The 26,173-nt window shown below is 68.4% G+C and carries 26 protein-coding genes and 2 tRNA genes; 13 read left to right on the forward strand and 15 right to left on the reverse strand.

Annotation, left to right across the window (positions count from 1 at the left end; translation table 11 throughout):
- Nucleotides 1-6 precede the first annotated feature (6 nt).
- The 6 genes from D3869_RS02055 to D3869_RS02080 all read right to left on the reverse strand — a co-directional run bounded on the left by D3869_RS02055 (nt 7) and on the right by D3869_RS02080 (nt 3,945).
- Nucleotides 7-414 carry a flagellar basal body-associated FliL family protein gene (locus tag D3869_RS02055; protein WP_247895687.1) on the reverse strand — a complete coding sequence of 136 codons (408 nt, stop codon included), beginning with the start codon at nt 412-414 and terminating at the stop codon, nt 7-9.
- A gap of 186 nt (nt 415-600) precedes the next feature.
- The gene (gene gabD, locus D3869_RS02060; RefSeq protein ID WP_137138751.1) at nt 601-2,094 is read right to left on the reverse strand and encodes an NADP-dependent succinate-semialdehyde dehydrogenase; all 1,494 of its coding nucleotides are present in this window, start codon (nt 2,092-2,094) and stop codon (nt 601-603) included.
- Nucleotides 2,095-2,222: 128 nt separating this feature from the next.
- On the reverse strand, nt 2,223-3,113 hold the full coding sequence (gene panC / locus D3869_RS02065) for a pantoate--beta-alanine ligase (RefSeq protein ID WP_137138752.1): 891 nt from the start codon (nt 3,111-3,113) through the stop codon (nt 2,223-2,225).
- 153 nt (nt 3,114-3,266) lie between these two features.
- Nucleotides 3,267-3,431: a sugar tyrosine-protein kinase gene (locus D3869_RS02070; protein WP_109068284.1), complete on the reverse strand. Its 165-nt coding sequence runs from the start codon at nt 3,429-3,431 to the stop codon at nt 3,267-3,269.
- Between the two features lie 232 nt (nt 3,432-3,663).
- Nucleotides 3,664-3,738 (reverse strand) — tRNA-Val (locus D3869_RS02075).
- A 132-nt stretch (nt 3,739-3,870) separates the two neighbouring features.
- Nucleotides 3,871-3,945, reverse strand: a tRNA-Val gene (locus D3869_RS02080).
- Between the two features lie 165 nt (nt 3,946-4,110).
- Between D3869_RS02080 and D3869_RS02085 the strand changes: the two genes are divergently transcribed.
- Nucleotides 4,111-4,992 (forward strand): DUF3108 domain-containing protein, encoded by an 882-nt coding sequence (locus tag D3869_RS02085; RefSeq protein ID WP_247895688.1) that lies wholly within the window; start codon nt 4,111-4,113, stop codon nt 4,990-4,992.
- Nucleotides 4,993-4,996: 4 nt separating this feature from the next.
- On the opposite strand, the gene D3869_RS02090 is transcribed toward D3869_RS02085, so the two are convergent.
- Together D3869_RS02090 and D3869_RS02095 are read right to left on the reverse strand one after the other, a co-directional pair.
- Entirely contained in the window at nt 4,997-5,275 is a 279-nt protein-coding gene (locus D3869_RS02090) for a hypothetical protein (protein WP_137138754.1), read from the reverse strand.
- A gap of 145 nt (nt 5,276-5,420) precedes the next feature.
- The gene (locus D3869_RS02095; protein WP_137138755.1) at nt 5,421-6,101 is read right to left on the reverse strand and encodes an HAD-IA family hydrolase; all 681 of its coding nucleotides are present in this window, start codon (nt 6,099-6,101) and stop codon (nt 5,421-5,423) included.
- 305 nt (nt 6,102-6,406) lie between these two features.
- Between D3869_RS02095 and glmU the strand changes: the two genes are divergently transcribed.
- The gene (gene glmU, locus D3869_RS02100) at nt 6,407-7,762 is read left to right on the forward strand and encodes a bifunctional UDP-N-acetylglucosamine diphosphorylase/glucosamine-1-phosphate N-acetyltransferase GlmU (RefSeq protein ID WP_137138756.1); all 1,356 of its coding nucleotides are present in this window, start codon (nt 6,407-6,409) and stop codon (nt 7,760-7,762) included.
- Nucleotides 7,763-7,819: 57 nt separating this feature from the next.
- Nucleotides 7,820-9,646, forward strand: coding sequence for a glutamine--fructose-6-phosphate transaminase (isomerizing) (glmS, locus tag D3869_RS02105; protein ID WP_137138757.1), 1,827 nt, complete (start codon nt 7,820-7,822; stop codon nt 9,644-9,646).
- Between the two features lie 85 nt (nt 9,647-9,731).
- Here glmS and D3869_RS02110 read toward each other — a convergent pair whose 3' ends face one another.
- Entirely contained in the window at nt 9,732-10,259 is a 528-nt protein-coding gene (locus tag D3869_RS02110; RefSeq protein WP_244439297.1) for a DUF882 domain-containing protein, read from the reverse strand.
- A 427-nt stretch (nt 10,260-10,686) separates the two neighbouring features.
- Here D3869_RS02110 and D3869_RS02115 point away from each other — a divergent pair, with 427 nt between their 5' ends.
- The 4 genes from D3869_RS02115 to D3869_RS02130 all read left to right on the forward strand — a co-directional run bounded on the left by D3869_RS02115 (nt 10,687) and on the right by D3869_RS02130 (nt 13,501).
- The gene (locus tag D3869_RS02115) at nt 10,687-11,994 is read left to right on the forward strand and encodes a pentapeptide repeat-containing protein (RefSeq protein WP_137138758.1); all 1,308 of its coding nucleotides are present in this window, start codon (nt 10,687-10,689) and stop codon (nt 11,992-11,994) included.
- 89 nt (nt 11,995-12,083) lie between these two features.
- Entirely contained in the window at nt 12,084-12,353 is a 270-nt protein-coding gene (locus D3869_RS34615; protein ID WP_137138759.1) for a rubredoxin, read from the forward strand.
- 49 nt (nt 12,354-12,402) lie between these two features.
- Entirely contained in the window at nt 12,403-12,858 is a 456-nt protein-coding gene (locus tag D3869_RS02125) for an Lrp/AsnC family transcriptional regulator (RefSeq protein ID WP_137138760.1), read from the forward strand.
- A 19-nt stretch (nt 12,859-12,877) separates the two neighbouring features.
- Nucleotides 12,878-13,501, forward strand: coding sequence for a LysE family translocator (locus D3869_RS02130; RefSeq protein WP_137138761.1), 624 nt, complete (start codon nt 12,878-12,880; stop codon nt 13,499-13,501).
- A 32-nt stretch (nt 13,502-13,533) separates the two neighbouring features.
- Here D3869_RS02130 and D3869_RS34375 read toward each other — a convergent pair whose 3' ends face one another.
- Nucleotides 13,534-13,662: a hypothetical protein gene (locus D3869_RS34375; protein WP_256380053.1), complete on the reverse strand. Its 129-nt coding sequence runs from the start codon at nt 13,660-13,662 to the stop codon at nt 13,534-13,536.
- 314 nt (nt 13,663-13,976) lie between these two features.
- Between D3869_RS34375 and D3869_RS02135 the strand changes: the two genes are divergently transcribed.
- Nucleotides 13,977-15,032: a patatin-like phospholipase family protein gene (locus D3869_RS02135; RefSeq protein ID WP_137138762.1), complete on the forward strand. Its 1,056-nt coding sequence runs from the start codon at nt 13,977-13,979 to the stop codon at nt 15,030-15,032.
- A 6-nt stretch (nt 15,033-15,038) separates the two neighbouring features.
- On the opposite strand, the gene D3869_RS02140 is transcribed toward D3869_RS02135, so the two are convergent.
- Nucleotides 15,039-15,998 carry an SAM-dependent methyltransferase gene (locus D3869_RS02140; RefSeq protein ID WP_137138763.1) on the reverse strand — a complete coding sequence of 320 codons (960 nt, stop codon included), beginning with the start codon at nt 15,996-15,998 and terminating at the stop codon, nt 15,039-15,041.
- Between the two features lie 9 nt (nt 15,999-16,007).
- Nucleotides 16,008-16,994, reverse strand: a complete 987-nt coding sequence (locus tag D3869_RS02145) for an alpha/beta hydrolase family protein (protein WP_175426382.1) — start codon at nt 16,992-16,994, stop codon at nt 16,008-16,010.
- A gap of 192 nt (nt 16,995-17,186) precedes the next feature.
- Between D3869_RS02145 and D3869_RS02150 the strand changes: the two genes are divergently transcribed.
- On the forward strand, nt 17,187-17,468 hold the full coding sequence (locus tag D3869_RS02150; protein WP_137138765.1) for a (2Fe-2S)-binding protein: 282 nt from the start codon (nt 17,187-17,189) through the stop codon (nt 17,466-17,468).
- A 541-nt stretch (nt 17,469-18,009) separates the two neighbouring features.
- The gene (locus D3869_RS02155; protein WP_137138766.1) at nt 18,010-18,330 is read left to right on the forward strand and encodes a hypothetical protein; all 321 of its coding nucleotides are present in this window, start codon (nt 18,010-18,012) and stop codon (nt 18,328-18,330) included.
- Between the two features lie 25 nt (nt 18,331-18,355).
- Here the strand turns inward: D3869_RS02155 and D3869_RS02160 are convergent, their stop codons facing one another.
- From D3869_RS02160 to D3869_RS02170, 3 genes are all read right to left on the reverse strand, one after another.
- On the reverse strand, nt 18,356-20,119 hold the full coding sequence (locus D3869_RS02160) for a sensor histidine kinase (protein WP_137138767.1): 1,764 nt from the start codon (nt 20,117-20,119) through the stop codon (nt 18,356-18,358).
- 132 nt (nt 20,120-20,251) lie between these two features.
- Nucleotides 20,252-20,854: a response regulator transcription factor gene (locus D3869_RS02165; protein ID WP_137138768.1), complete on the reverse strand. Its 603-nt coding sequence runs from the start codon at nt 20,852-20,854 to the stop codon at nt 20,252-20,254.
- Nucleotides 20,847-22,877 carry a sensor histidine kinase gene (locus D3869_RS02170; protein WP_137138769.1) on the reverse strand — a complete coding sequence of 677 codons (2,031 nt, stop codon included), beginning with the start codon at nt 22,875-22,877 and terminating at the stop codon, nt 20,847-20,849. Before D3869_RS02170 ends, D3869_RS02165 begins: the two co-directional genes overlap by 8 nt.
- A gap of 150 nt (nt 22,878-23,027) precedes the next feature.
- Between D3869_RS02170 and D3869_RS02175 the strand changes: the two genes are divergently transcribed.
- From D3869_RS02175 to D3869_RS02185, 3 genes are all read left to right on the forward strand, one after another.
- A complete protein-coding gene (locus D3869_RS02175) occupies nt 23,028-24,038 on the forward strand; it encodes a TRAP transporter substrate-binding protein (RefSeq protein ID WP_137138770.1) in 1,011 nt (336 codons plus the stop codon).
- 119 nt (nt 24,039-24,157) lie between these two features.
- Complete coding sequence (locus D3869_RS02180) at nt 24,158-24,853, forward strand: TRAP transporter small permease (protein WP_137138771.1); 696 nt, start codon at nt 24,158-24,160, stop codon at nt 24,851-24,853.
- Entirely contained in the window at nt 24,850-26,148 is a 1,299-nt protein-coding gene (locus D3869_RS02185; protein ID WP_137138772.1) for a TRAP transporter large permease, read from the forward strand. The genes D3869_RS02180 and D3869_RS02185 overlap by 4 nt, the downstream gene beginning before the upstream one ends.
- Nucleotides 26,149-26,173: the final 25 nt, after the last annotated feature.

A 26,173-nucleotide genomic window follows, 5' to 3' on the forward strand; every position in this document is an offset into this window, starting at 1 on the left:
GAGCGCTTAGCGCACCACCATCCGCTCCAGGAGCACCTCGCGCACGCGGATGGCCTGCGCCTCGCGCTTCATCACGCTCGCCACGGTGCTTTTGATCAGGTTGGCGCCTTCGGCCCCGCTCAACTGGGCTGGCTCGATCTGGCGCAGCCGGTCGGCCATCTGGTCGGCGATGCGCGGGACGAAGGGCGTGGCCGGGTTCGGATCCCCGGTGGGCTCGATCTCCAGCAGCACGCGGATGTCCACCAGACGCGCGTCGCTGCCGCCCAGCGTGAAGGTCATCGTCGGCAGGGACGCGTAGGTCTTCTGCGCCTTGCGGTCGCCACCGGCGCTGCGGGCGCCCGATTTGCCGGACACCACGGTCCAGGTGCCCAGGGCGGCGAGCAGGACCAGGGCCACCGCGATGAGGATGGGCATCAACGACACCGATTCCCCATCGGAACGCCGCAGCAGGAACCGCACCGGGCTGCCTTTCCCCCATCATTCCCCTGATGGGGGCATGGGTAAATTTAACGATGATTTATACTAGATAAAAAAGCGGGACCGGTCAAAGCGCGTCGCGCGACCGGCCCCGCTTTTTTACTTGAAATCAGCGACTGAAGCTCAGCCGCCGATACCGCCCATGCACAAATACTTGATTTCCAAGTAATCCTCGATGCCGTACTTGGAGCCCTCGCGGCCGATGCCGCTTTCCTTCATGCCGCCGAAGGGGGCGACCTCGGTGGAGATGATGCCCTCGTTGATGCCGACGATGCCGTATTCCAGCGCCTCCGCCACCCGCCAGACACGGCCGATGTCGCGGCTGTAGAAGTAGGCGGCCAGACCGAACTCGGTGTCGTTGGCCATGCGCACGGCCTCCTCCTCCGTCTCGAAGCGGAACAGCGGGGCGACCGGGCCGAAGGTCTCCTCACGGGCCACCTTCATCGCCGGAGTCACGTCGGCGAGGATGGTCGGCTCGAAGAAGCTGCCGCCCAGCTCATGCCGCTTGCCGCCCAGCACCACGCGGGCGCCCTTCTCCGTGGCGTCGCGGATGTGGTCCTCGACCTTCTCCACCGCGGCCATGTCGATCAGCGGGCCCTGCTGCGCCCCCTCCGTGGTCAGGCCCGGCCCCACCTTCAGAGCCTTCACCGCCTCGGCCAGCTTGGCCGCGAAGGCGTCGTAGACGCCGGCCTGGACCAGCAGCCGGTTGGCGCAGACGCAGGTCTGGCCGGTGTTGCGGTACTTGGACGCGATGGCGCCCTTCACCGCCTCGTCGAGGTCGGCATCGTCGAAGACCAGGAAGGGCGCGTTGCCGCCCAGCTCCAGCGAGATCTTCTTCACCGTGCCGGCGCATTGGGCCATCAGCTCCTTGCCGATCTCGGTGGAGCCGGTGAAGGTCAGCTTGCGCACCGTCGGGTTGCCGGTCATCTCGCCGCCGATGGAGCGGGCGGAGCCGGTGACGACGGCGAGGATGCCCGCCGGAATGCCCGCCCGCTCCGCCAGCACCGCCATGGCCAGCGCGGTCAGCGGGGTGGCGGTCGCCGGCTTGATGACCATCGGGCAGCCGGCGGCCAGCGCCGGGCCGGCCTTGCGGGTGATCATCGCCGCCGGGAAGTTCCACGGCGTGATGGCCGCGGTGACGCCGATCGGTTCCTTGGTCACGACGATGCGGCGGCCCGGCAGATGCTGCGGGATGGTGTCGCCGTAGACGCGCTTGCCCTCCTCGGCGAACCATTCGATGAAGGACGCGGCGTAGGCCACCTCGCCCCGCGCCTCGGCCAGCGGCTTGCCCTGCTCCGCCGTCATGATGCGGGCGAGGTCCTCCTGGTTCGCCATCATCAGGTCGAACCATGTCCGCAGGGTCTTCGCACGCTCCTTGGCGGTCAGGGCGCGCCAGGCCGGCCAGGCGCGCTCGGCGGCGTCGATGGCCCGGCGCGTCTCGTCCGCGCCCATCATCGGCACGCTGCCCAGGACGCTGCCGTCGGCGGGGTTGGTCACCTCCACGGTCTTGCCGCTGTCGGCGTCGATCCACCGGCCATCGACGAAGCCCTGGAATCGCAGCAGCTCGGCGTCCTTCAACCCAAGACGGCGGGCGGTGTCCACGGAATCATACGGCATGGTGCCTTCCTTCCCTTGGTTCTTGCGCGCAACAGCGCGGTCGCCAGAGAGTATAGGACACCACGCCCGCTCTGCGATCCTTCGCGTGGCTGGGGCAGGCGTGCGGAGCGGGGATGGAACGCCGGCGGTTACGCCGGAAGGACCGGCACGTTGTCGATCAGGCGCGCCTTGCCCATCCAGGCGGCGGCCAGCAGGCGCGCCGGACGCTCCGCCCGGGTCACCGGTTCCAGCGTGTCGGCGTCGCGCAGCTCGACATAGTCGATGGAGCCGAAACCGGCGGCGGTGATGCGCGCCCGCACCGTCTCCAGCACCGCGGCGGCCTCCGCGCCATCGGCCAGCGCCGAGGCGGCGTCGCGAAGCGCGCGGTTCAGTTCCGGCGCACGGGCGCGCTCGTCGGCGGACAGGTAGGCGTTGCGGGAGGACATGGCGAGCCCGTCGGCCTCCCGCACCGTCGGCAGCCCCTCCACCCGCACCGGGATGTCGAGGTCGCGGGCGAAGCGGCGGATGACCATGAGCTGCTGGTAATCCTTCTCCCCGAACACCGCGACGTCGGGCTGGGCCTGGAGGAACAGCTTCGTCACGACCAGCGCGACGCCGCCGAACATGTGGGGCCGGAAGGTGCCGCACAGCCCCTCGGCCGGGCCGCCGACCGAGATGGCCGTGGCGAAGCCCTCCGGATACATGGCGCGCACCGTGGGGGCGTAGAGCAGGTGGCAGCCCGCCGAGGCGAGCTTGCGCGAATCCCCGGCCTCGTCGCGCGGGTAGCGGTCGAAGTCCTCGTGCGGGGCGAATTGGGTGGGGTTGACGAAAACGCTGGAGACCACCCGGTCGGCCAGTTCCCGCGCCCGGCGCACCAGGGCGAGATGGCCGTCGTGCAGCGCTCCCATGGTCGGCACCAGGGCCACCGTCTTGCCGTCGCGGTGCCAGGCGGCGACCTGGGCGCGGAGATCGTCCACGTTGCGGACGACCGGCAGGGGCTGTTCCGTCTCCGGCAGGCGGGCGGCGGCGAGGGAGGTCATGGCGGGTGCTCCACAGGCGTCATAAACGGCGCTGGGATAAACCGCCCGCCCGGCGCTGTCCAGTCATGAAATTAACCAGCAGCGCCCGATTTTGAAATTTTTCCATCCAGCGGGCGGGTGGGGCCGCGAAGCCCGCCCCGCCCGCGGGCAGGGTCAACGCATCAGCGTGACGGCGACCAGATAGGTCAGGTTCACCCAGGCGCCGAGCGTGGCCAGGAGGACCAGGGTGGCCGGAGACAGCACCACCGAACCGAGGATCACGACGAGCGCCACGACCAGCAGGCCGAGGGCGAGAAGGGTCACGCGCGTATCTTCCATGTCACTGCTTCCAGATGATTGAGCAAATCGGATGTTGGAAGCGATAGACGAAAACCCCACGCGCTGTAGCTGATCTGAATCAACTGCGGCGGCGTTCGTCTCAAAAAGGCACGCGCGATTGAGCAGGGAATTTTTGTGGTATTCACGCAGCAGAACATGGCAGCGTGTCCGGAGCGGCGGCTCGCTTCTGGCGAAGTCCAACAATGTCTTGGGGAGGAAGCGGTGTTTGGGATGGTGGGCGCAGTAGGGATTGAACCTACGACCCCACCCGTGTGAAGGGTGTGCTCTCCCGCTGAGCTATGCGCCCATCCCAAAGAAACAACCGCTGACGCACCACAGAGACGACGACGCGAGGCCCGACGGACCCCGATCTTGACCGGCCCTTGTGGTGGAGGGGATGGTACCATCCGCAAAGCCCAGGAACCACCGGACTTTGGGATGGTGGGCGCAGTAGGGATTGAACCTACGACCCCACCCGTGTGAAGGGTGTGCTCTCCCGCTGAGCTATGCGCCCATCCCAGTAAAACCGCGTCGGCATCAGGCTCGTTTCGCTGTCGCGTCGTTGCCGCCGCTGCGGTGAGGCGGGTTTCTAAAGGCCCCGCCCCCTCCTGTCAAGCACCTGTTTCACACCAATATCAAAGAAGCCCTTTCGCCCGGAGCCCCCGATGAGCCGATGGACATGACGCACCGGACCGCGCTTCCCTCCAGACTTCTCTCTGCCGCCCTCGTCGCCGGGCTGTGCGCGGCGCTCGCCGGGCTGTTCCCCCTGCCCGCCCAGGCGCAGCGCTGGCAATTGGATTACCGCGTCCATGTCGGCGGCGTGGCCGTGCTCGACGCGCGGGCGGAGCTGACCCTGACCGAGGGCCGATACAGCGTCCAGGTCAACGCCGCGACGGACGGCTTTCTGGGGCGTCTGTTCCCCTGGGAAACGCAATCGCTCAGCGTCGGCACGGTCCGTCCCGATGGCGTCGCCCCGGTCCGCCACACCCAGTCCGGCGTCCTGCGCGGTTCTCCGCGGACCGTCACGTTGGACTACGCCCCGGACGGCAGCGTCCGCACTCAGGTCTCCCCACCCCCGGAGGAGGAGGACCGCGACCCTGTTCCCGAGGACCTCACCCGGCGGACCCGCGATCCGCTGAGCGGGGTTCTGGAGATGCTGCTGGCCGGCCTGCACGGCGAGGGATGCCAGCGCACGGTGCCCATCTATGACGGGCGGCGCCGTTACGACATGATCTTCACGGATCGGGGAATGACCATGGTCGGGGCGTCGCGCCATTCGGTCTTCTCGGGCACGGCGCGGCAATGCCGGGTGTCGCACAAGCCGATCGCCGGTTACGAGCGCACGCCGCGCCAAGCCTTCTGGCAGCGCGGCGGGGGTCGGGAGGAACGTCCGCCCGTCGATTTGTGGATCGCCCCCGTGGAGGGCGCCGGCCCGCCCCTGCCCGTCCGGCTGGAGACCGACAGCGGATTCGGCGGGGTGGTCATCCATCTCACCGCCGCCCGCAAGACCGACCGGACGGCGGAGCGTCCCGTCGAGCCGGCGCCGTCACCGTTTCGTTAAAGGATCAGGCCCGCCCGACGCTGCCGCTGCCGGCGGTGGGATGGTACAGCAGTTCGGCCATCGGCCGCTCGGCCAGCGCCTGCTCGCACAGGCGGTTGAATTCGGCCATCTTGCGCTGAAGGTCGCTGTGGTGGGCCATCATGCGGTCGAAGTCGGCGGTGGCCGAATCGATCTGGCTGTTGGCCGGAGTGCGGGCCGCGTTGTGGCCCTCGATGGACAGAGCGTCGGCGGAGAGGGTGTTGCCGGTCTGGGTCTTACCGGGGAAGGCAAGGATCTGGGCCATCGGGTGTCTCCTTCGCTCACCACCATTCGATGCACCCATCCAACAACATTTACCTTTCGTTAGCCACCGTTAATCTCTCGTTAACCATGACAAGAAGGAGACCTACGGCGAAGCCCTCGCCGGAGCCGGCAGCGCGGCCGGCCGCTCAGGCGCCCAGCCGCCGCAGGGCGTCCGGCAGGTCGGCGAAGCGGTCGAGCAGGATGTCGGCGCCCAGCTCCTGTACCGGCATGCGGGGATAACCGTAGGTCATCGCCACCACCGGCACCCCGGCGGCGCGGGCGGCCGTCACGTCGTTGCGGTTGTCCCCCACCATCGCGGCGCTGCCGCCGCCCAGCGCCTCGACCACCCAGGACAGATGGCGCCCGTCCGGCTTCTTCACCGGCAGCGTGTCGCCGCCGGCCAGCGCGCCGAACAGGGCCGACAGGCCCAGCCCATCCAGCAGCTTCCGGGTGATCCGCTCCGGCTTGTTGGTGCACAGCCCCAGCCTGACGCCGCCGTCCGCCAGCGCCGCCAGGGTTTCCGGCACGCCGGGATAGAGCACCGGGGGTTCGTCGTCCTGGAAATAGGCGTCGAGATAGTCGGCCAGGGCCGCCTTCAGAGCATCCTCGGTCAGGGCGTCGCCGGTCGCCGCGAAGGCCTGCCGGACGAGGGCGGCCGACCCGTCACCCACCATGCCGCGCACCTGCTCCTCCGTCAGGGAGGGGCGCGCGAAACGGGACAGGGTGCGGTTCAGGACCCGGGTCATGTCCCGCGCGCTGTCGATCAGCGTGCCGTCCAGGTCGAAGACGACCGCGGAGAAGGGAATGGCGGCGGACATGGCAGACATCGGCGGGTGTCCCATGGTGAAGCGAAGACGGGCGGATACCCCTTTCGATAGCACGGCCTTCCCCTGGCGGCGAGCCCCTGTTCCGGCAATCCACCCCCGCATAGGCCTTTCGGTGCCGCTGGCGCGGGATGCGTACACCCTCGGGCCGCGTTTTGTGTATGTCAGATTGACACAAAAGTTGACTTGGGGTCTTGGCGCCGGATGTGGCACTCAATGCTTGAGGACAGACCGATTGCCCGGATTTTGATGCGCACGTTTTTCCACCCGTTTGCCATAACCCGTTTCCAATACTGCAGGGATATCCGATGACTCCGCACCGCCCGCTCGCCTGCGTCATTCTCGCCGCCGGCAAAGGCACCCGCATGAAGTCGGACCTGCCGAAGGTCCTGCACCGCGTCGCCGGCCAGCCGATGGTCGGCCATGTGCTGTCCGCGGTGAGGGCGCTCGACCCCGACCATGTCGTCGTGGTGGTCGGCCCCGGCATGGACAATGTGGCCGACGCCGTCGCCCCCTACCCCACCGCCGTCCAGCACGAGCAGCGCGGCACCGCCGACGCCGTGCGCGCCGCCTTCGGCCTGCTGGAGGGCTTCGACGGCGATGTGGTGGTGCTCTACGGCGACACGCCGCTGGTCACGCCCGACACGCTGCGCGCCATGGTCGCCGCGCGGCGCCAGCCAAGCGACCCGGCGGTCGTCGTGCTGGGCATGCGCCCCGACGATCCCGGCGCCTACGGCCGCCTGATCCTGAACGCCCGCGGCGGTCTTGAGAAGATCGTCGAGTATCTGGACGCCTCGGAGGAGGAACGGCAGGTCACCCTGTGCAACGCCGGGCTGATGGCCTTCGACGGCGCGCGGATGTTCGACCTGATCAGCCGCATCGGCAACAGCAACGCCAAGAGCGAATACTACCTCACCGACGTGGTGCAGATCGCCCGCAGCAACGGCATGGCCTGCGCGGTGGTCGAGGCCGCCCCGGCGGAGGTCGTCGGCGTCAACTCCCGCGCCGAGCTGTCGGAGGTGGAGAAGCTGATCCAGCGCCGCCTGCGCAAGGCCGCCATGGACAACGGCGCCACCCTGACCGACCCGGACAGCGTCACCTTCTGCGTGGACACCCGCCTCGGCCGCGACGTGATCGTCGGCCCGCATGTGGTGTTCGGCCCCGGCGTGGTCGTCGCCGACCGGGTGGAGATCAAGGCCTTCAGCCATCTGGAGCAGGTGCGGGTGGACAGCGGCGCCCAGGTCGGCCCCTATGCCCGCCTGCGCCCGGGGGCGGAGATCGGCCCGGACGCCCACATCGGCAACTTCGTCGAGATCAAGAACGCGAAGATCGAGGCCGGCGCCAAGGTCAACCACCTGACCTACATCGGCGACGCGCGGGTGGGGGCGAAGGCCAACATCGGCGCCGGGACCATCACCTGCAACTACGACGGCTACGCCAAGAGCCACACCGACATCGGCGCCGGGGCCTTCATCGGCTCCAACACCGCGCTGGTGGCTCCGGTCAGGGTGGGCGACGGCGCGATCGTCGGGGCGGGCAGCGTGGTCACCACCGACGTGGAGGGCGACGCGCTGGTCGTGGCGCGCGGGCGCCAGCAGGCTTACACCGGCTGGGCCAAGCGTTTCCGCGAACGGAAGCAAAACGAGAAAGCGAAAAAGGCGTAAGATTGCCCCGGTTGACCGTTCACCCGGCCCCGGCCATCATTCAGGAGTTGCAGGTTCATGTGTGGCATCATCGGCATCATCGGCACGCATGACGCGGCCCCCCGTCTCGTCGAGGGTCTCCGCCGCCTCGAATACCGTGGTTACGACAGCGCCGGCGTCGCCACGCTGGTCAAGGGCGGCATCGAGCGCCGCCGCGCCGAGGGCAAGCTGATCAACCTCGACGCCAAGCTGCGCGAGGCGCCGCTGCCGGGCGTGATCGGCATCGGCCACACCCGCTGGGCCACCCACGGCGGCCCGACCGAGAACAACGCCCACCCGCACGCCACCCACCGGGTGGCCGTGGTGCACAACGGCATCATCGAGAACTACCAGGAGCTGAAGACCGAGCTGATCGAGCACGGCTACGTCTTCGAAAGCGCCACCGACACCGAGGTGATCGCCCACCTCGTCACCTATTACATGGAGAAGGAAGGGCTGGGGCCGGTCGAGGCCGCCTCGGCCTCCTTCAAGCGCTTCACCGGCGCCTTCTCGCTGGTGCTGCTGTTCTCCGGCCAGGAGGACATGCTGATCGGCGCCCGCCACGGCACGCCGCTGGCCGTCGGCTACGGCGAGGGGGAGATGTATTTCGCCTCCGACGCCTTCGCGCTGGCGCCGCTGACCAACCGCATCTGCTATCTGGAGGACGGCGACTGGGTGGAACTGACCCGCAGCGCCGCCGTGATCCACGACGCCACCGACGCGGTGGTGGAGCGTCCGGTCAAGACCACCGCCCTGTCCGGCGCGCTGATCGGCAAGGACGGCTACCGGCACTACATGCTCAAGGAGATCTATGAGCAGCCGCAGGTCATCGGCGACACGCTGAACGCCTACATCAACCCGGAGACCGGCCGCGTCACCCTGCCGGAGACCAGCTTCGACATCGCCAAGGCGACGAAGCTGACCATCGTCGCCTGCGGCACCGCCTATTACGCTGGCGTGGTGGCGAAGTACTGGTTCGAGACGCTGGCCCGCCTGCCGGTCGAGGTCGACATCGCCTCGGAGTTCCGCTACCGCGAGGCGCCGATGCCCGAGGGCGGCGTGGCGCTGTTCATCAGCCAGTCGGGCGAGACGCTGGATACGCTGGAGGCGCTGCGCTACTGCAAGCGCCAGGGCCAGAAGATCCTGTCCATCGTCAACGTGCCGGAAAGCACCATCGCGCGCGAATCCGACGCGGTGCTCTACACCATGGCCGGCCCGGAGATCGGCGTCGCCTCGACCAAGGCCTTCACGACCCAGCTGACCACGCTGGCCTGTCTGGCGGTCACGGTCGGCCACGCCCGCGGCGTGATCCCGGCGGAGCGGATGCAGCAGATCGCCCAGGCCCTGCGCGAGGTGCCGGCCCGCGCCGCCGACGTGCTGGCCCACGACGAGCGCCTGCACGAGCTGGCGCAGGAGGTCGCGGAAGCCCGCGACGTGCTGTATCTGGGCCGCGGCGCGATGTACCCGCTGGCTCTGGAAGGCGCGCTGAAACTGAAGGAAATCAGCTACATCCACGCCGAAGGTTACGCGGCGGGTGAACTGAAGCACGGCCCCATCGCGCTGATCGACGAGAGCGTGCCGGTGATCGTCCTGGTGCCGTCGGACAACCTGTTCGAAAAGACCGTGTCCAACGTCCAGGAGGTCTGCGCGCGGTCGGGCAAGGTGCTGTTGATCGCCGACAAGAAGGGCATCGACAAGCTGTCCGACAAGGTCCGTTGGTCGCTGGAGCTTCCGGCCTGCGACCCGCTGGTCGCCCCGCTGCTCTACGCCATCCCGGTCCAGCTGCTGGCCTATCACGTCGCCGTGCTCAAGGGCACCGACGTCGACCAGCCGCGCAACCTCGCCAAGTCGGTCACCGTCGAGTAAGGCGGTCCGGTCAAGGAAGGTCCCGCCAAAGAAAAAGCCCCCGTCCGACCGGCGGGGGCTTTTTCGTTTCCTCACGGGAGGCCGGTCAGGATGCCCACTGGCGCTTCGGACCGACGTCCACATGGACGAAATTGCTCTCTGGGTAATAGCCCACCCCGCCCCCGCGCAGGCTGAGCGCCGCGCGTTGCAGGGTGCGCAACGGCAGGCCGGGCACCCGCAGGTCGATGGCCTTGCCCTGCATGTGGAAGCTGTTCTGAGCGACGCCGCTGCCGTCCTGCTCGCGCAGCCAGGCGTTGGATTCGGGCGACCGGTAGCCGGAGATGATGTGAACCGGCGTCTTGCTGCCGACCTTGCGGGTCAGGGCGTGCAGCAGATCCAGCAGCTTCGGATCGATGGGATGCACCGCACCGGTGCGGTGGTCGCGCAGGAGGTGGTTGATCTCGCGCAAGCCGTCGCGCTGGTAGCGGCCCTTGGACCAATACTCCGCCCGCACCCGCTCGCCGGTGTGAAGGTTGAGGAGGACCAATTGCCGCGGCGGCGCGCGCAACGCCGCCTCCGACACCTCCGGGGCCATCACCATCCCGGCGGCGGCAGTCGCCAGACCGATGCGCAACAGTTCCCTCCGGCCGAGCTTGGCTGCTGGGGTCGGTTGGAATTTCGCCTCGGTCATCATGCCTCCATGGGGTCCCGAACGGGGCTGCGCGCAGAGCACCCCCTTTTTGTCCGATGACTTTTGGCGGCAGAGCCCCCGCTTCTGTCAAGAAACCAATGGTTAATGTGTTTAAAAGGCCCGTGTTTCCTGGGCTTGCCAGGGCGGCCGTGCGATGGCCGGCAAGGCGACGGGTGCGTTACAGCGCTGAAACACAGCGGACCGCGCTTCCGATTCGCCCGAGTCCCACGCCGGAGCCGATCGTGACAAGGTCAGGGCAAAAAACGGCAACCATAAGGGGTACTGCCGAGACCTTTACCGTTTAGCCTTCGGTAAGGAATCTACCCCCATAGTTTGGATAGCGAAAACAACCCCCGTCAGATTCCTGCCCGTGCCCTCCGTCGCCACAGCCCCCGCGCCGGCTCCCTCTTATCTTCGGCCCGATCAACTGGCCGAGGTTCTGGACCGGCACGCCCGCTGGATCAAGGGCCAGCCGGGCGGCGCGCGCGCCAATCTGGCGCTGGCGGACCTGGAGGGCGCCGATCTGTCGCAGCGCGACCTGCGCGGCGCGCGGCTGGTCGGGGCGAAGCTGGCGCGCTGCCGGCTCAGCGGCACCAACCTCGCCGGCGCCGACCTCTTCGGCGTGGACCTGCGCGACGCGGACATCACCCGCGCCAACCTGATGCAGACGGATCTGCGCGGCGCCCGGCTGCGCTCCGCCGACTTCTCCAACGCCAACCTGCGCGACGCCGACCTGCGCGCCGGCACGTTGGAACCGGGGGGGTCCGCCCGCCGCGGCTCCGGCCCGGACGCCCAGGACGCCGAGACCACCCGGCAGACCCACCGGACCGCCCTGGCCCGCCTTCAGGGCGGCGTCACGGCGGAGGGTGGAATCCCGACCGATCTGACCGGCGCCGTGCTGGCCGGCGCCAATCTGACCGAAGCCGACCTCTGCGGGGCGGTGCTTCAGAACGCCGACCTGACCGGCGCGGTGCTGACCGACGCGAACCTGTCCGGGGCACGGCTGAACGGGGCCAACCTGACCGGCGCCCTGCTGGATGGTGCCACCTTCGACAACGCCGATCTGGTGGGCACGCGGATGGTCGATTGCGACCTTTCGCAGGCCAAGCTCGGCTCCGCCTGCCTGACCCGGCCGATCGACAGCATGGGGTCGGAAATCCAGCGGGCGATCTTCGACCACGAGCGCTGGATCGACAGCGTCGGCCAGCGCGGGGAGCGCGCCGACCTGGACGGCACCGACCTCAGCCGCGCCGACCTGCGCGGCGTCAACCTCAGCGCGGCCTCGCTGCGCGGCGCCAATCTGGCCGACGCGGCACTGACCGGCGCCCGGCTGATGATGGCCGACCTGTCCGGCGCCAATCTGGAGCGCGCCAACCTGATGGGCGCCGACCTGTCCGGTGCCAACCTCAGCTTCGCCCGGCTGGCCGGTGCCGATCTGACGCGGGTCAACCTCGGGCCGGCGGAGATCAAGGACCCCAGCGGACGGCCCACCGGCCGCTCCTGGGCCGCCAATCTGATGGGCGCCGACCTGCGGCAGGCCATGCTGACCGATTCCCGCATGGTTCAGGCGAACCTGACCGACGCCGATCTGGAGAACGCCGACCTGGACGGAGCGGATCTGGCCGGCGCGAAGCTCCAGCGCGCGCATCTCAAGGGCAAGGCGCCGCGGCGGCGCTGACCCGACCCTCCTTTCGCTCCACCACCGTCATCATCCCGCAAAGATACGCGGCGCATAGTGCGGCACCTCCATCCGCCGGACGCTTCGCCATGCCCACCCTTCCCCGCCGCGGCACCCTGCGCCTCGTCCTCGCTCTCCTCATCGCGCCGTTCGTCCGCCCCGCCCGGGCCGAGGACCCGCGCCTGTCCGAAATCTGGCGGTGCGGCGGGGGCGACTGCCCCGGCTACGAGTACCACCCCCGCGACGGCGACCCGGAACACGGCGCGCCGGCGGGCACCGCCTTCCAGGACTTGCCGGCGGATTGGTTCTGCCCGCGCTGCGGCGCCGGCAAGCCGGATTTCCGCCGGATGGGTGACTGACCAGGAAATCATCTTGTCATTCGCTGCATAATCGGCAATTATTGCTGTCATGGACGACACAGACCGTAAGATCATCGCGCACATCCAACATGACGGACGCGCTTCCTACGCCGACATCGGGGCGGCGGCCGGACTCTCGGTGTCCGCCGTGAACGAGCGGCTGAAGAAGCTGCAGGCCAACGGCGTGATCCAGGGTTGGGGCGCGCGATTGTCGCCCAAGGCCGCCGGGCTGGACGTTCTGGCCTTCGTCGAGGTGCTGCTCGACCGTCCGGAGCATGACGCGCCCTTTCGCGACGCCATGCGCGCCACGCCGGCGGTTCAGGAATGCCACCACGTCACCGGGGACTGGTCCTATCTGCTCAAGGTGCGCGTGGCGAACACGGAGGCCTTGGAACGCTTCCTCTCCGATCAGCTCAAGGCCCTGCCCGGCGTCGTGCGCTCCCACACCGTGATCGCGCTGTCCTCGGTCAAGGAAACGCCGATCCTTCCCATCGGGTCAGACTGACCCAGCCGGAGCATCCGTCATGGACGCACTGCCCGCCCTGCTGAAGGGCCTGATCATCGGATTCAGCATTGCCGCCCCGGTCGGGCCGATCGGGCTTCTGTGCATCCGGCGCACCCTGGCCAACGGGCCGGCCCACGGCTTCGTCAGCGGGCTGGGTGCTGCCAGCGCGGACGCGGTCTATGGCGCCATCGCCGGCTTCGGGGTGGCCCTGGTCACCGACGCGCTGCTGGGCGCGCAGGTGGCGCTGAAGCTGGTCGGCGGGCTGATGCTGCTGTGGCTGGGCTGGAGCACGCTGCGCGCCCGCCCGGCGGAGCGCGCCGCGGACGCCCGCGGCGGCGGCGGTCTGGCCGGGGCCTACGCCTCCACCTTCGCGCTGACGCTGGCCAACCCGGCGACGATCCTCAGCTTCGCCGCGGTGTTCGGCGGGCTGGGCGTGTCGGCGGGGGATGGGGGCAGCACCGGCGTGGCCGCCCTGCTGGTGGCGGGCGTCTTCACCGGGTCGGCGATGTGGTGGTTGGGGCTCAGCGCCTCGGTCGGGGCGTTCCGGCGCCGGGTCACGCCCGCCGCCATGCTGTGGATCAACCGCGCCTCGGGCGCTGTGCTGGGAGGGTTCGGGATCGCGGCCCTCGCCTCCTTGCTATGAGGAGACGGGATGCGCCGGTCACCCGGGCGGTATCAGAACAGAATGGTCACCGGACCGCCCAGCGCGACCGCGGCGACGATCAGGATGGCCACCGCCGTCAGCTTCTCCGCCGCCGACCAGCGCTGCCAATCCTTCTTGAAACTCTTGAGATCCTGGGCCATGGCAACCTCCGCCATCCCTGACTGTCCGTGTTGAGAGCGACAATGGACGTTTCCAGTTGATGTTTGGTTAACGTCGCCCGGAAACTCTTTCATCCATCGCAATGCCACAGGTAATCGGAAGAAAAACTGATACAAGTCAAATAGAGGGCAAAAGCGGGTACAATTTTCGGCATCCCCCATGCGGAGGCCCCCGGGCGCGTCCCGCGTCCCCCGGATGGAAGGGTTTCCGCCGAGGGTCCGATGCCCCAAATCCCTTTGGACACCCATCGACGCGTCGGCGCCGGACAAGCCTGACCAAGCCCACAAGACACGAGGTGCTGGCGGTGAGCGGACTGAAGATCGGACTGGCCCTGGGCAGCGGGGCGGCGCGCGGCTGGGCGCACATCGGCGTCCTGCGCGCGCTGGAGGAGATCGGGGTCGAGCCCGACGTGATCTGCGGAACCTCCATCGGCGCCGTCGTCGGCGCGGCCTACCTGACGGACCAGCTCGACGAGTTGCAGGCCTGGGCGCAGAGCATGGGCTGGCTCGGCATGCTGGGCATCATCGACCTGACCTTCCGCCGCGGCGGGCTGCTGGCCGCCGACCGCACCTTCGACCGCTTCCGCAACCATCGCACCGAAGTCACCATCGATCAGCTGCGCAAGCCCTTCGCCGCGGTCGCCACCGACCTCAGCACCGGGCGGGAGATCTGGCTGCGCGAGGGGCCGATGCTCAGCGCCGTGCAGGCCTCGGCCGCCATGCCCGGCCTGTTCCCGGCGGTGCGGCGCGACGACCATTGGCTGGTGGACGGCGCGCTGGTCAACCCGGTGCCGGTGTCGCTCTGCCGCGCGCTGGGCGCGGATGTGGTGATCGCGGTCAACCTGAACAGCGAATTGTCGCCGCTGAGCCGCCCATCGGGTCGCGGCGCCGCCAAGCTGCGCAAGGCGGCGGAGGCCAAGCCGGCCCAGATGCAGGCGTCCCAGATGCAGCAGGCCCGGATGCAGGAGACCCAGCCCGTGCCGGAGGTGGCGATGGCCCCGGCGGGGGACGCAACCTCGCCGGTCTTCTCCACCCTGACGTCGCAGATCGCCTCCTGGATGGGGCGGCGGCCGGCGGCGCGCACGCGCTTCCTCGCCGACCAGCTGACGCGCGCGCCGGCCTCCGACGTCCCGCCCAACGTGATGGACGTGATGGCCGGGTCCATCGACATCATGCAGGACCGCATCACCCGCTCCCGCCTCGCCGGCGAGCCGCCGGACGTGCTGATCGCCCCCCGCCTCGCCCACATCGGCATCCTGGAGTTCGACCGCGCGGAGGAGGTGGTGGAGATCGGCTACGGCGCCGCCTCGATCCTCAAGCCGGCGCTGGAGCTGGCCCTGCGCCGGGCGTAACGAGGCTCAGACGGGAGCCGCCGGCCACATCCAGGTCAGTTCGTGCTTGTTGTGGTGGAGGTGCAGCACCCGCCCGCCGGGGATCGCGGCAAAGGCGCGGGCCGTCTCGTGGTCGGTCTCGGCCTGGAACTTCAGCGTGCAGATGAAGCGCTTGGCCAGCCCGCTCTCCATCCACTGGTTCACCAGACGCAGCAGGCGCGTGGGGTAGCAGATCACGTCGCAGCACAGCCAATCCACCGGCCCGACGTCCTGCGGCTTCAGACCGAAGGCGCTCTCCTGGCGGAACTCGATGCGCGGGAGGGCGGCGATGGCCGGATCGAGCGGCGCCTTGTCGACGCTGACCACGCTGGCGCCCAACTCATGCAGCACCCAGCTCCAGCCGCCGGGGCAGGCGCCGAGGTCGATGCAGCGGTCGCCCGGCCCCGGCTGCTCGCCGAACAGGGTCAGCGCTTCCCACAGCTTCAGATAGGCGCGGTTGGGCGGCACCGTCCGGTTCTCGACGAAGGCGACCTCGCCGTGGCGGTAGGGGCTGGAACAGCGCGCCGCCGCGACGATGGTGGTCTCGTCCAGCAGCGTCCAGGAGCCCAGCGGCGCCGTCGGCAGCGGCGACGGGAAGACCACCGGCTTGGCCGAGACATGCGGCAGGTTCTCCTGGATCAGGCTGGCCCGCCGGTGGTGGCGCAGCGTCCAGAGCGCCCAGTTGCGCTGGATGGAGCGCAGAGCCCGTGCGCCCTCCTTGATCGAGGCGAATTCGATCCGCACCGGGTCGTGCCAGATGTTCTGCGCCCAGGCGGCCGGACGCGCCGGTCCGTCGGCGAAGACCAGCCGGTCCTCCACCGCCGCCACGTCGCCCAGCTCGGCCACGAGATCCTGCACGAAGCCTTCGGGCGCCAGATAGATGGTCTGGCCCAGGGGGGTGTACGCCGGGGCCGGACGGGCGGACGAAGTGTCGGATGTGTCGCTCATGCCGAGGGGCTAGCGCCCCTGACGCCCGATTGCAAGAGCGCGGTCGAAGAAATCGGCGATCTCCGTGTTGAGCCGCTCATGAAAGGCCGCACGGTCGAAGCCCGGCGGGTCCTGAGCGGGTGGCCCGACCTCCGCCGCGATGGCGGCCGGCACCGGCATCAGGAAGGAAAAGTGACCGGCATCGCGCACCACCTCATACTCGGGCGGCGTCGGCAGACGGTCGCGCACCCCTTCGACCTGGGTGGCGGCGATCTGCTCGTCCCGCTCCGCCCGGTAGAGGCGGATGGGGATCGTCACCCCGGCGAGGCCATCCTTGGAAAAAGGGACGCCGACCGGCGCCGTCAGGACGGCGGCACGGATGCGCGGGTCGCGGGTCGCGACGCGGGCCTGCGTCTCCTCGTTCCCGAGATGGCAGAAGCGCTCGCCGGCCGGCGGGGTCCGGCAATGGTCGGCGATGCGCCCCAGCTCCGCCACGCCGCCGGCGGCCACCAGAACCGTGTAACCGCCGGCCGAGAAGCCAAGCGCGCCGATGCGGTCGCCGTCGACCCGGCCGGCCAGATCCGGGTCCGCCAGAACGTGATCGAGCGCTGCGGAAAGCTGGGCCGGGCGCTTCCGCCACATCCGTTCCGTACCGGCGTCCCGGTCGTCGTCGAAGGCGTTGCCGCGGTGATGGACCGCCGCGACCACATAGCCCCGCCGGGCCAGCGCCATGGCGGTGTCCGCGTGGCCGAAGGCGCTTCCCCCGGACCCGTGGGACAGGATCACCAGCGCGTGGCGCCCCTCGGCCACCGGCGCGCCCTCCGCCACCTGGAACGTGAAGGGGCCGCGCCGCACCGGCGTTTCCGGCGCGTCCGTGGGATACCAGACCACCGCGCGTGCGGTGCCGCCATCCGCCGGATCGGTGAAGGCCAGCGCGCGCATGCCCACCTCCGCCGCCGCCGCACCAGCCCAAAGGACCGTGACCCCGCCGATCAACAGCCACCCCGTTCGCAGCACCGCATCCTCCCAACGCTCGAAGAAAGGCGTCGACCACGGAGGTAGCCGCATCCCCCATTCGCTGGGGCTGTGACATTCCGCCGCAATCCGCTCAAATTTGGCCGTCATGATTCAGATCAATTGACAATCATTCTCAGTCGCAGCACATTGGCCCCAGCACGACCGCACAACACGCACCGCTGCCGGGGGCCCATGTACGTCTGCATCTGCCACGCGCTGAACGACAAGCAGGTTACCAAGGCGCTGGAGAACGGCGCCCGCACCCCGGCCTCCGTCTTCCGGCATTATGAGCGTCAGGTCCAGTGCGGCAAATGCGTGCCGATGATGCGGGACATGGTGCAAAGCCACTGCGCCAACCAGTGCCAAGCCTGCCCCGGCCAAGCCGCCGCCAACCATGGCGCTGCGCATCGCCCCGTTCCGCTGCCGGAACCGGCCAACGCCGACAGCTTCCCCTACGGCGTCGCGGCGGAGTGACGAGCCGCACCCTTCCCGTTTCCATCAAGTTCCTGCTGAAAAGCCGCACAGTCCCGCACGGCGTAAAAACAGCAACTGTCGCCCGGTTACCGTCAAGCGCCGTTTTAATCCCGAAAGCGCGCGCGTTAATTTGGAAATGAGCCGCCTTTTCGCGCCGCTTTCCTTCACTTTCCGCCAAACGAACCATCCCTTTCGGCTGCGACAAATCGCCATAGACTTATCCCCCTGACCAGCTTGACGGGGGAGAGCCGATCGTGCAGAAAGAGTCCAACCGGATTCAAGAAATCCGAAGCATTCAGAGCGGCGCGGAACGCTCCTGTCTGAACGGGACACACAAAAAATCAAGTCCACAGGAACTGGAATTGCTTTTCATGTGTCTATGAAAGGCAACCAGGTGGCTGTCTTATTTTGGCGATGCAGCAATGAATTTTTGCAACGCACATGCATTTGAAAACAGGACTCCGGTGCGCGGAGCCAATCTGGAACGCCGGCCGTACAGCCGGCCGAAGAACGCCGGGCGATCCAAAGGGAGGAGCAAGAGATGAGCCGCCGCAACCGGCACGCCCATGACGCAAAATGCCGTACCATACTCCAGGCGACCGCCGACCGGCTGGACCGGTTGCGGTCGCAGGTGGAGCGGTTCGGCCTTGAGGGTCACGAAGGCATGAGTCGGGACGTGTTGGAGCGCACGCTGGATGCCCTGCGCGGCCAGCACAACCGTCTGTCCGCCCGCGTCGAGGCGGCGCGCATCGCGACGGATGACGCCTGGCCCTTCGCCCGGGCGATCGCCGACCAGACGGCGGCGGAGTTGATCGACGGCCTCGACGGCATGGAAGCCCGCCTGAAGCGCGTGGCGGCCTGACCGACGGCCGCCGCCCCGGGCCGGGTTACTCCGCCTTCAGCAACGAAGCGGCACTTGGCTCGGTCGCCGGGGCGGCCGGCGGCGCACCGGGAAGGATGATGCGTACCACCGTGCCTTCCCCAGGGGCGCTGCACAGATCCAGCCGCCCGCCATGGGCCTCCACGAACCGCTTGGCGAGCGGCAGACCCAGCCCGGTGCCGGAATGGGCCTTGGTCATGTAGCCGTTCACCTGACGGAAAGGCTCCAACGCGATCTGGATGTCCTCCGGCGACATGCCGATGCCGGAATCGGCGACGGTCATCACCACACAGCCCGACTCGTCGCGCGCCGCGTCCGCTCGCACGCGTCCCCCCGCCGGCGTGAACTTGATGGCGTTGGACAGCAGATTCAGAACGGCCTGCCTCAACCGGAGGGCGTCGGCCATCACCGTGAGACCGGGCTCGACGGGCGCCGTCTCGACCAGCACCCCCTTCTGATCGGCCAGCGCCTCCATCAGCTCCAGGCATTCCCCGAGCAGAACAGCGACCGACACCGGTTCCGGATAGAGTTCCAGCCGCCCCGCCTCGACCTTCGCCATGTCCAGCACATCGTTGACCAGCGTCAGCAGATGCTGGCCGGAGGCGTGGATGCTGGCGATGTAATCCTGGTGCTTCGGCGGGCTTGGGCCGAACAGGCCGGACAGCAGAGCCTCACTGAAGCCGATGATCGCGTTCAGCGGGGTGCGCAGTTCGTGACTCATGTTGGCCAGGAAATCGGATTTGGCCAGGTTGGCCGCCTCGGCGTGCTCCTTCTCGGCCTCAAGCCGGCGGCGCTGCTCCGCCAGCATGGCCTCGCGGGCGATGCGGGCCTCGCGTTCCGCGTGGCGGCGGCGGCGGACATGGCGCGTCACCACCAGCGACAGCACCAGCGTGGCCAGACCGGCGCCCGCCGCGCCGGCCAGAATCGTGGTGCGCGTCCGGTTCAACTGGCTGCTGATCTGTTCGAACGGGACGGCCACGATGATCGACCAGCCGGTCTGCTGCGACCGGTGAACGAGAACCAGCGCCGCGTGCCCCTCGCGCGTCGTTCCCGAGAACAACCCCGGATTCTGCCCCGTCAGCCGGGGCACCATCGAATCCCTGACCCTTTGGCCGACATGCCGGTCCGGGTCGTGGGACCGCGCGGCGATGACCATGGCGGGGTCGACGACCGACACCGTCCAGGCTGCGGGGATTCCGGACCCGCGCAGCACGGCGTCGAGCCCGTCCAGCCCGACCGCCAGTGACAGCACATGGCGGATCGGCGTTCCCTCCGGGTCATCCGGGTCCAGGACCGGCGCGCGGACGATCAGCGCCGGGCGCCCCGGCGGCCCGCCGGGAGGGAGGACACCGCCGACCACCGTCCTCCGTGTGGCGGCCACCTGCCGGGTGACGTCGTCCAGGCGCGGCGGCGGCAGGGATGCGCCCAGCGTGTACTGCGTGTGGAACAGGAAGGACATGTCCTCCACCGTCACCAGCCCCATCGCCAGCCAGCCCGGCTGGCTGCGCACGGCCTCCGCCGCCTCGGACTTCAACAAAGCGAGGTCGTTCACCGTTTTGCGGCTCAAGGAGGCGAGCAGCTCCAGAGGCCGGGCCTTGCTTTCCAGTTCCCGGTCGATGGCGACCATGACGGTGCGTGCCTGCGCCGCCAGTTCAGCCGCCAGCACGTCCTGCTGCCGGAGGTCCAGAATCCAGACCACCACCGCCAGGAACAGCAGCAGAGGGGCGATGGCGGCGAGCCCAAGACCAAGCGTCGATGAGGGCAGTCGCAAGGCACTCTCCGACCGTTTGCGGAAACGGTATGGCGTCGGGACTGGAACGGGAAAGGCGGCGCGCCTCCCACCCCAATGGGTCGCGCGCATCCGCCCTCCTGTCAAGCCCTGCGGTTGTCCGTCCCCCTGCGCTCAGCCCACCGCCGCGAGAATGCGGGCGAGTTCCACCGCCGTCTTGACCCCCATCTTCTCGAAGACATGGGCGCGGTGAACCTCGACGGTCCGCATGCTGATACCCAGCTCGTCGGCGATGACCTTGTTCAGTTTGCCGGCCACCACCAGCCCCATCACCTGCCGTTCGCGCTGGGTCAGGGTCGCCAGCCGGGCGGCCACCCCGGCCTGCCCGGCCTGCCGCGCCCGCTCCCCGGCGTCGAAGGCCAGCGCCTCGATCACCCGGTCGACGAGGTCGTTGTCGTTGAAGGGCTTCTCCACGAAGTCGCGGGCGCCCTTCTTCAAGGCCGACACCGCGATGGGCACGTCGCCATGGCCGGTCAGGAACAGCACGGGCATCCGGCAGCCCATGGCGGTCAGGCGGTCGAACAGCTCCAGCCCGCTCATCCCCTCCATGCGGATGTCCAGCAGAAGGCACCCGGCCATGGCGGGGTCATAGTCGGCGAGGAACGCCTCCGCCGACGGCCAGGAGGCCACCGGCACGTTGCGCGACTGGAAGAGCCAGCCCATGGCGTCGCGGATCGCCTCGTCGTCGTCGACGATGTGCAGCTTCGGCTCACACATCTTGCGGTCTCTCGTCCTGGGACACCACCGCGCCGGTCAAGGACGGGGCGGACAGGACCGGCAGGGAGAAGAGGAACACGGTGCCGCCGTCCGGCGCGGGCTCGAACCACAGGCGTCCCTGGTGGTGCTCGATGATGGACCGGCAGATGTTCAGGCCCATGCCCATGCCCTCGGTCTTGGTGGTGAAGAAGGGAGAAAACAGTTTTTCCGCATTTTCGGGCGAAATGCCACAACCGCGGTCCTGGATGCGCGTCAGGACGGCCCCGTCCTGCGCCTGCACCGTCACGCTCAGCCGGCGGCGGTCGCGCCGCGTCGCCGCCATCGCCTCGATGCCGTTGCGCATGAGGTTCACCACCACCTGCTGCAGCAGGATGCGGTCGGCCATCACCGCCGGCAGGCCGTTCCCCACCTCCAGCACCAGCTTCACCCCCTGCTGGCGGGCATCGGCCTCCATCAGCGCCACGCAATCCTCCAGCATCTCCGACAGGCAGCAGGGGGCGACGTTCGGTTCGCTCTTGCGCACGAAGTCGTGGATCCGGCGGATGATCTGGCCGGCCCGCTTGGCCTGCCCGGACAGCTTCTCCAGCGCCGTCGCCAGCTCGTCCGGCCGGATGCTGCCGGCCTGAAGGCGGTTGAGACAGCCCGTGCAGTAGCTGGCGATGGCCGACAGCGGCTGGTTCAGCTCATGCGCCAGGGTCGAGGCCATCTTGCCCATGGTGATGAGCCGCGCCGTCTGCTGCAGCCGCTCCTGCTGCTGGCGGGCCAGCTCCTCCGCCCGCTTGCGCTCGGTGATGTCGAGGACGGACCCCATCCAGCCGGTGTGCCGCCCCTTGGCGTCGATCAGCGGGGCCTCGTAGATCAGCGCGTCGAACCGCTCGCCGTTGGCCCGGCGGAAGCGCAGCTCGAAGCCGTTGGCCGGCGCGTTGCCGGCCAGGACGGCGCGGAAGACCTCCTCGGTGTGGGCGAGATCCTCGGGCAGCCAATAGGGCATGATCGGCCCGGCCCCCACCAGCTCCTCCGCCGACCAGCCGACCATGCGGCAGAAGGCCGGATTCACATAGATGATGCGCCCGTCCAGGTCGCGGGCGCGCATGCCCACCGTCAGGCTGTCCTCCATCGCCTTGCGGAAGGCGTGCTCGGCGCGCAGGGCCTCCTCCGCCCGGATGCGCCGCGCGATGTGGCGGCGCACCGCCCACAGGCTCCACAGGGCCGAAACGGTCAGCGCGAAGATGGCGGCGATCAGGATGTTGCGCCCGAGGTTGCCGGACAGCTGGTGCAGCGTGGCAACCAGGGTCAACCCATGCCCCGGCGGATCGAAGGGGACGACGTGGCTGCGCCGCGGCTCCGGCATGGCGATGCGCGACTTGGTCCCCAGCACCGCGCCGTAGGGGTCGAGAACCTCCAGCTGGTAGCGCTGGGCGAACCACCAGGGCACGTGATGGGTCAGCAGGGCGTCGATCGACAGCACGCCAGCGAGCGCGCCGGCGAACTGGTCCCCGCGGAAGATGGGGATGACGATCTCGAAAGCGGTGTCCGCGGCCCCCAGCCGGTAGGGCGCCGAATAGGCCCGGCGGCCCGAGGAGCGGGCGATCAGGAAGGCGTCGGCGCGCGGGCTGGGGCCGAAGGCGTCGTCCAGCGCCGGCCCATCGTCCACCGGCGGTTCCGACCGCATAGGGCGGCCCTGCGCGTCCAGCCGCACCACCCGCTGGATCGCCGGATTCACCGTCACGATGTGGCGCGCCATCACCGGGTAGTTCACCGGTGTGGTGTCCTCGCGCCCCAGCGATTCGGCGAGATACTGCAGCTTCTCCTCGTCGGAGGTGAGCTGGAAATGCAGGTTCTGCTCCACCCACAGCACGTCCTTGATGAGGGTGAGAGTCTCCTCCTCCCGCTCGCTGCGGTGGAGCACCCATAGGAAGACGCCGAACAGAAGAACGACCAGCGCCATCGCCACGATGGGCATGGCCTGAACCGGACCGCGCTGGCCGAGGCCATGGGCGGCGCTGGCCGCACCGCCGGTCATGGGGGGGAGAGGTGTTGGCACGGCAACCAATATGTCACGTTCACAGCTACGGATTTCCACAATAGCGTTGAGGGGGAAATTATCGAACAATGAAAGAATATCAAAGGCCGGACCATCAGTCCGACCAACAACAAGTGGAGGATGACCCCTATGAAGTTCGTTTCGCTGCTGTGCGCCACCGTCGCCGCCGGCTGCCTGATGGCCGCCACCGCCGCCACCGCGCAGGAGCCGATCGTCATCAAGTTCAGCCACGTCGTCGCTCCGGAGACCCCGAAGGGCAAGGGCGCCGAGAAGTTCAAGCAGCTGGCCGAGCAGCGCACCGGCGGCAAGGTGAAGGTCGAGGTCTATCCGAACAGCCAGCTCTACAAGGATAAGGAGGAGCTGGAGGCCCTGCAGCTCGGCGCTGTGCAGATGCTGGCCCCGTCGCTGGCCAAGTTCGGGCCGCTGGGCGCCAAGGAATTCGAGATCTTCGACCTGCCCTACATCTTCCCCTGCAAGACCGCCCTGGTGAAGGTCACCACCGGCCCGATCGGCAAGCAGCTGTTCCAGAAGCTGGAGAACAAGGGCATCACCGGTCTGGCCTATTGGGACAACGGCTTCAAGATCATGAGCGCCAACAAGCCGCTGCACGCCACGGCGGACTTCAAGGGCCTCAAGATGCGCATCCAGTCGTCGAAGGTGCTGGACGCGCAGATGCGCGCGCTCGGCGCCCTGCCGCAGGTGATGGCCTTCTCCGAGGTCTATCAGGCCCTGCAGACCGGCGTCGTCGACGGCACCGAGAACCCGCCGTCCAACATGTACACCCAGAAGATGCACGAGGTGCAGAGCCACGCCACGCTCTCCGACCACGGCTATCTGGGTTACGCGGTCATCGTGAACAAGAAGTTCTGGGACGGGCTGCCGGGCGACGTCCGCACCCAGCTCGACGGCGCGATGAAGGAGGCGACCGAGTACGCCAACAACATCGCCCAGGAAGAGAATGACAAGGCGCTGGAGGCGATGAAGGCCGCCGGCAAGACCAAGTTCTACGAGCTGACCAAGGAAGAGCGCGCGTCGTGGCGCCAGGCCATGCTGCCGGTCCACGAGGACATGGCGTCGCGCGTCGGCAAGGAACTGCTGGCGAGCATCAAGACCGAGACCGACGCCGCCAAGTGCGAGTGATCACGAGCGTCTGACCGGGCGGCACTGCCGCCCGGTCCAATCAAGCAAGACCAACGCACAGCCTTCGGCAAGCGCCCGCTCACTCGACGCGGGCGCTTCCTCCTGCGCGCGGAGCCACCATGCCCATGAAAATCCTAGACCATCTGGAGGAGATTCTTATCGCCTTCCTGATGGCCGCGGCAACGACGATCATCTTCGTTGCCGTCGTCCACCGTTATGCGTCCGGCATCCCCGTCATCCAGGACTACATCCTGCATTGGAATCTGGCCTGGGCGCAGGAGCTGTGCATCTACATGTTCGTCTGGATGGCGAAGTTCGGCGCCGCCTACGGCGTCCGCACGGGCATCCATGTGGGTGTGGACGTGCTCATCAACAAGCTGTCCGTCCCGATGCGGTCGAAATTCATCGTGTTCGGCCTGCTGGCGGGCGCCCTGTTCACCGGCGTGGTCGGCACGATGGGCTCCACCTTCGTCTGGCACATGTCGGACACCGAGCAGGTGTCGGCCGACTTGGAATGGCCGATGTGGATCATCTATCTGGCGATCCCGATCGGCTCCTACCTGATGTGCTTCCGCTTCCTTCAGGTGATGGTCAACTTCCTGCGCACCGGCGAGCTGCCGCACCACGACCACGGCCATGTCGAGGGTCTGGAAGAGGACACCACCGACCCGCAACGCGCCGCGCAGGACGTCAACTGGTACGAGATGGACGACAACCTGCACCCGCACGACATCGCCCATCACGAGGGCCGCCAGCCCGGCAACGGCCCGGCTGGCCCGGCTGCCGGTAAGGGACCGAAGGAGAACGACCGATGAACGCCGCCATCATCTTCGGCCTTCTGCTGGTTCTGATGCTCACCGGCATGCCGATCTCGATCTCGCTCGGCCTGACTGTTCTGACCTTCCTCTTCACCATGACCAACGTGCCGATCGAGGCCGTGGCGCTGAAGCTGTTCACCGGCATCGAGAAGTTCGAGATCATGGCGATCCCGTTCTTCATCCTGGCCGGCAACTTCCTGACGCACGGCGGCGTGGCCCGGCGCATGATCAACTTCGCCACCGCGATGGTCGGCCACTGGCACGGCGGCCTCGGCCTCGCCGGCGTGATGGGCTGCGCCCTGTTCGCGGCAGTGTCCGGCTCCAGCCCGGCGACGGTGGTGGCCATCGGCTCCATCGTGCTTCCGGCGATGGTCGCCCAGGGCTTCCCGAAGCAGTTCGGCGCCGGCGTCATCACCACCTCGGGCGCGCTGGGCATCCTGATCCCGCCGTCCATCGTGATGGTGATGTACTCGGTCGCCACCAGCGGCAGCCCGCACGCCGCGTCGGTCGGCCAGCTCTTCATGGCGGGGGTCATCCCCGGCCTGATGCTGGCCTTCGTGCTGGGCGGCGTCACCTGGTACCGCGCCCGCAAGTTCGGCTATCCACGCCTGCCGAAGGCCAGCCTCGCCCAGCGGCTCAAGGCTCTGCGTGAAGCGATCTGGGGCCTTCTGCTGATCGTCATCGTCATCGGCGGCATCTATTCCGGCATCTTCACGCCGACCGAGGCCGCGGCGATGAGCGCCGTCTACGCCTTCATCATCGCCGTCTTCGTCTACAAGGACATGCCGTTGCGCGGCGTGCCGAAGGTGCTGCTGTCCTCGGCCAGCATGTCGGCCATGCTGCTCTACATCATCACGAACGCGGTGCTGTTCTCGTTCGTGCTGACCTCGGAGAACATCCCGCAGGCCATCGCCGACTGGATCGTCGGCCAGGGACTGGGCGTGATCGCCTTCCTGCTGGTGACGAACATCCTTCTGCTGATGGCCGGCAACTTCATGGAGCCGTCTTCCATCGTGCTGATCATGGCGCCGATCCTGTTCCCGGTCGCCATCAAGCTGGGCATCGATCCCGTGCATTTCGGCATCATGATGGTCGTGAACATGGAGGTCGGCATGTGCCACCCCCCGGTGGGCCTGAACCTCTACGTCGCGTCGGGCATCACCAAGATGGGCATCACCGAGCTGACCGTGGCCGTCTGGCCGTGGCTGCTGGCGATGCTGGGCTTCCTGGTGCTGATCACCTACGTGCCGATCATCTCCACCTGGCTGCCGCGCGCGCTGGGGATGATGTAATCCTCTGCCCGCGGGCGAAGGCCCA

It is taken from the genome of Azospirillum brasilense (assembly GCF_005222205.1).
GTDB lineage: Bacteria > Pseudomonadota > Alphaproteobacteria > Azospirillales > Azospirillaceae > Azospirillum > Azospirillum brasilense_G.

Bases quoted from the DNA above. Each gene is read 5' to 3' on its own strand.
- D3869_RS02055 (WP_247895687.1), bottom strand. From the start codon at position 414: ATGCCCATCCTCATCGCGGTGGCCCTGGTCCTGCTCGCCGCCCTGGGC.
- gabD (WP_137138751.1), bottom strand. From the start codon at position 2,094: ATGCCGTATGATTCCGTGGACACCGCCCGCCGTCTTGGGTTGAAGGAC.
- panC (WP_137138752.1), bottom strand. From the start codon at position 3,113: ATGACCTCCCTCGCCGCCGCCCGCCTGCCGGAGACGGAACAGCCCCTG.
- D3869_RS02070 (WP_109068284.1), bottom strand. From the start codon at position 3,431: ATGGAAGATACGCGCGTGACCCTTCTCGCCCTCGGCCTGCTGGTCGTG.
- D3869_RS02085 (WP_247895688.1), top strand. From the start codon at position 4,111: ATGACGCACCGGACCGCGCTTCCCTCCAGACTTCTCTCTGCCGCCCTC.
- D3869_RS02090 (WP_137138754.1), bottom strand. From the start codon at position 5,275: ATGGCCCAGATCCTTGCCTTCCCCGGTAAGACCCAGACCGGCAACACC.
- D3869_RS02095 (WP_137138755.1), bottom strand. From the start codon at position 6,101: ATGTCTGCCATGTCCGCCGCCATTCCCTTCTCCGCGGTCGTCTTCGAC.
- glmU (WP_137138756.1), top strand. From the start codon at position 6,407: ATGACTCCGCACCGCCCGCTCGCCTGCGTCATTCTCGCCGCCGGCAAA.
- glmS (WP_137138757.1), top strand. From the start codon at position 7,820: ATGTGTGGCATCATCGGCATCATCGGCACGCATGACGCGGCCCCCCGT.
- D3869_RS34615 (WP_137138759.1), top strand. From the start codon at position 12,084: ATGCCCACCCTTCCCCGCCGCGGCACCCTGCGCCTCGTCCTCGCTCTC.
- D3869_RS02125 (WP_137138760.1), top strand. From the start codon at position 12,403: ATGGACGACACAGACCGTAAGATCATCGCGCACATCCAACATGACGGA.
- D3869_RS02130 (WP_137138761.1), top strand. From the start codon at position 12,878: ATGGACGCACTGCCCGCCCTGCTGAAGGGCCTGATCATCGGATTCAGC.
- D3869_RS34375 (WP_256380053.1), bottom strand. From the start codon at position 13,662: ATGGCCCAGGATCTCAAGAGTTTCAAGAAGGATTGGCAGCGCTGGTCG.
- D3869_RS02140 (WP_137138763.1), bottom strand. From the start codon at position 15,998: ATGAGCGACACATCCGACACTTCGTCCGCCCGTCCGGCCCCGGCGTAC.
- D3869_RS02150 (WP_137138765.1), top strand. From the start codon at position 17,187: ATGTACGTCTGCATCTGCCACGCGCTGAACGACAAGCAGGTTACCAAG.
- D3869_RS02155 (WP_137138766.1), top strand. From the start codon at position 18,010: ATGAGCCGCCGCAACCGGCACGCCCATGACGCAAAATGCCGTACCATA.
- D3869_RS02165 (WP_137138768.1), bottom strand. From the start codon at position 20,854: ATGTGTGAGCCGAAGCTGCACATCGTCGACGACGACGAGGCGATCCGC.
- D3869_RS02170 (WP_137138769.1), bottom strand. From the start codon at position 22,877: ATGACCGGCGGTGCGGCCAGCGCCGCCCATGGCCTCGGCCAGCGCGGT.
- D3869_RS02175 (WP_137138770.1), top strand. From the start codon at position 23,028: ATGAAGTTCGTTTCGCTGCTGTGCGCCACCGTCGCCGCCGGCTGCCTG.
- D3869_RS02180 (WP_137138771.1), top strand. From the start codon at position 24,158: ATGCCCATGAAAATCCTAGACCATCTGGAGGAGATTCTTATCGCCTTC.
- D3869_RS02185 (WP_137138772.1), top strand. From the start codon at position 24,850: ATGAACGCCGCCATCATCTTCGGCCTTCTGCTGGTTCTGATGCTCACC.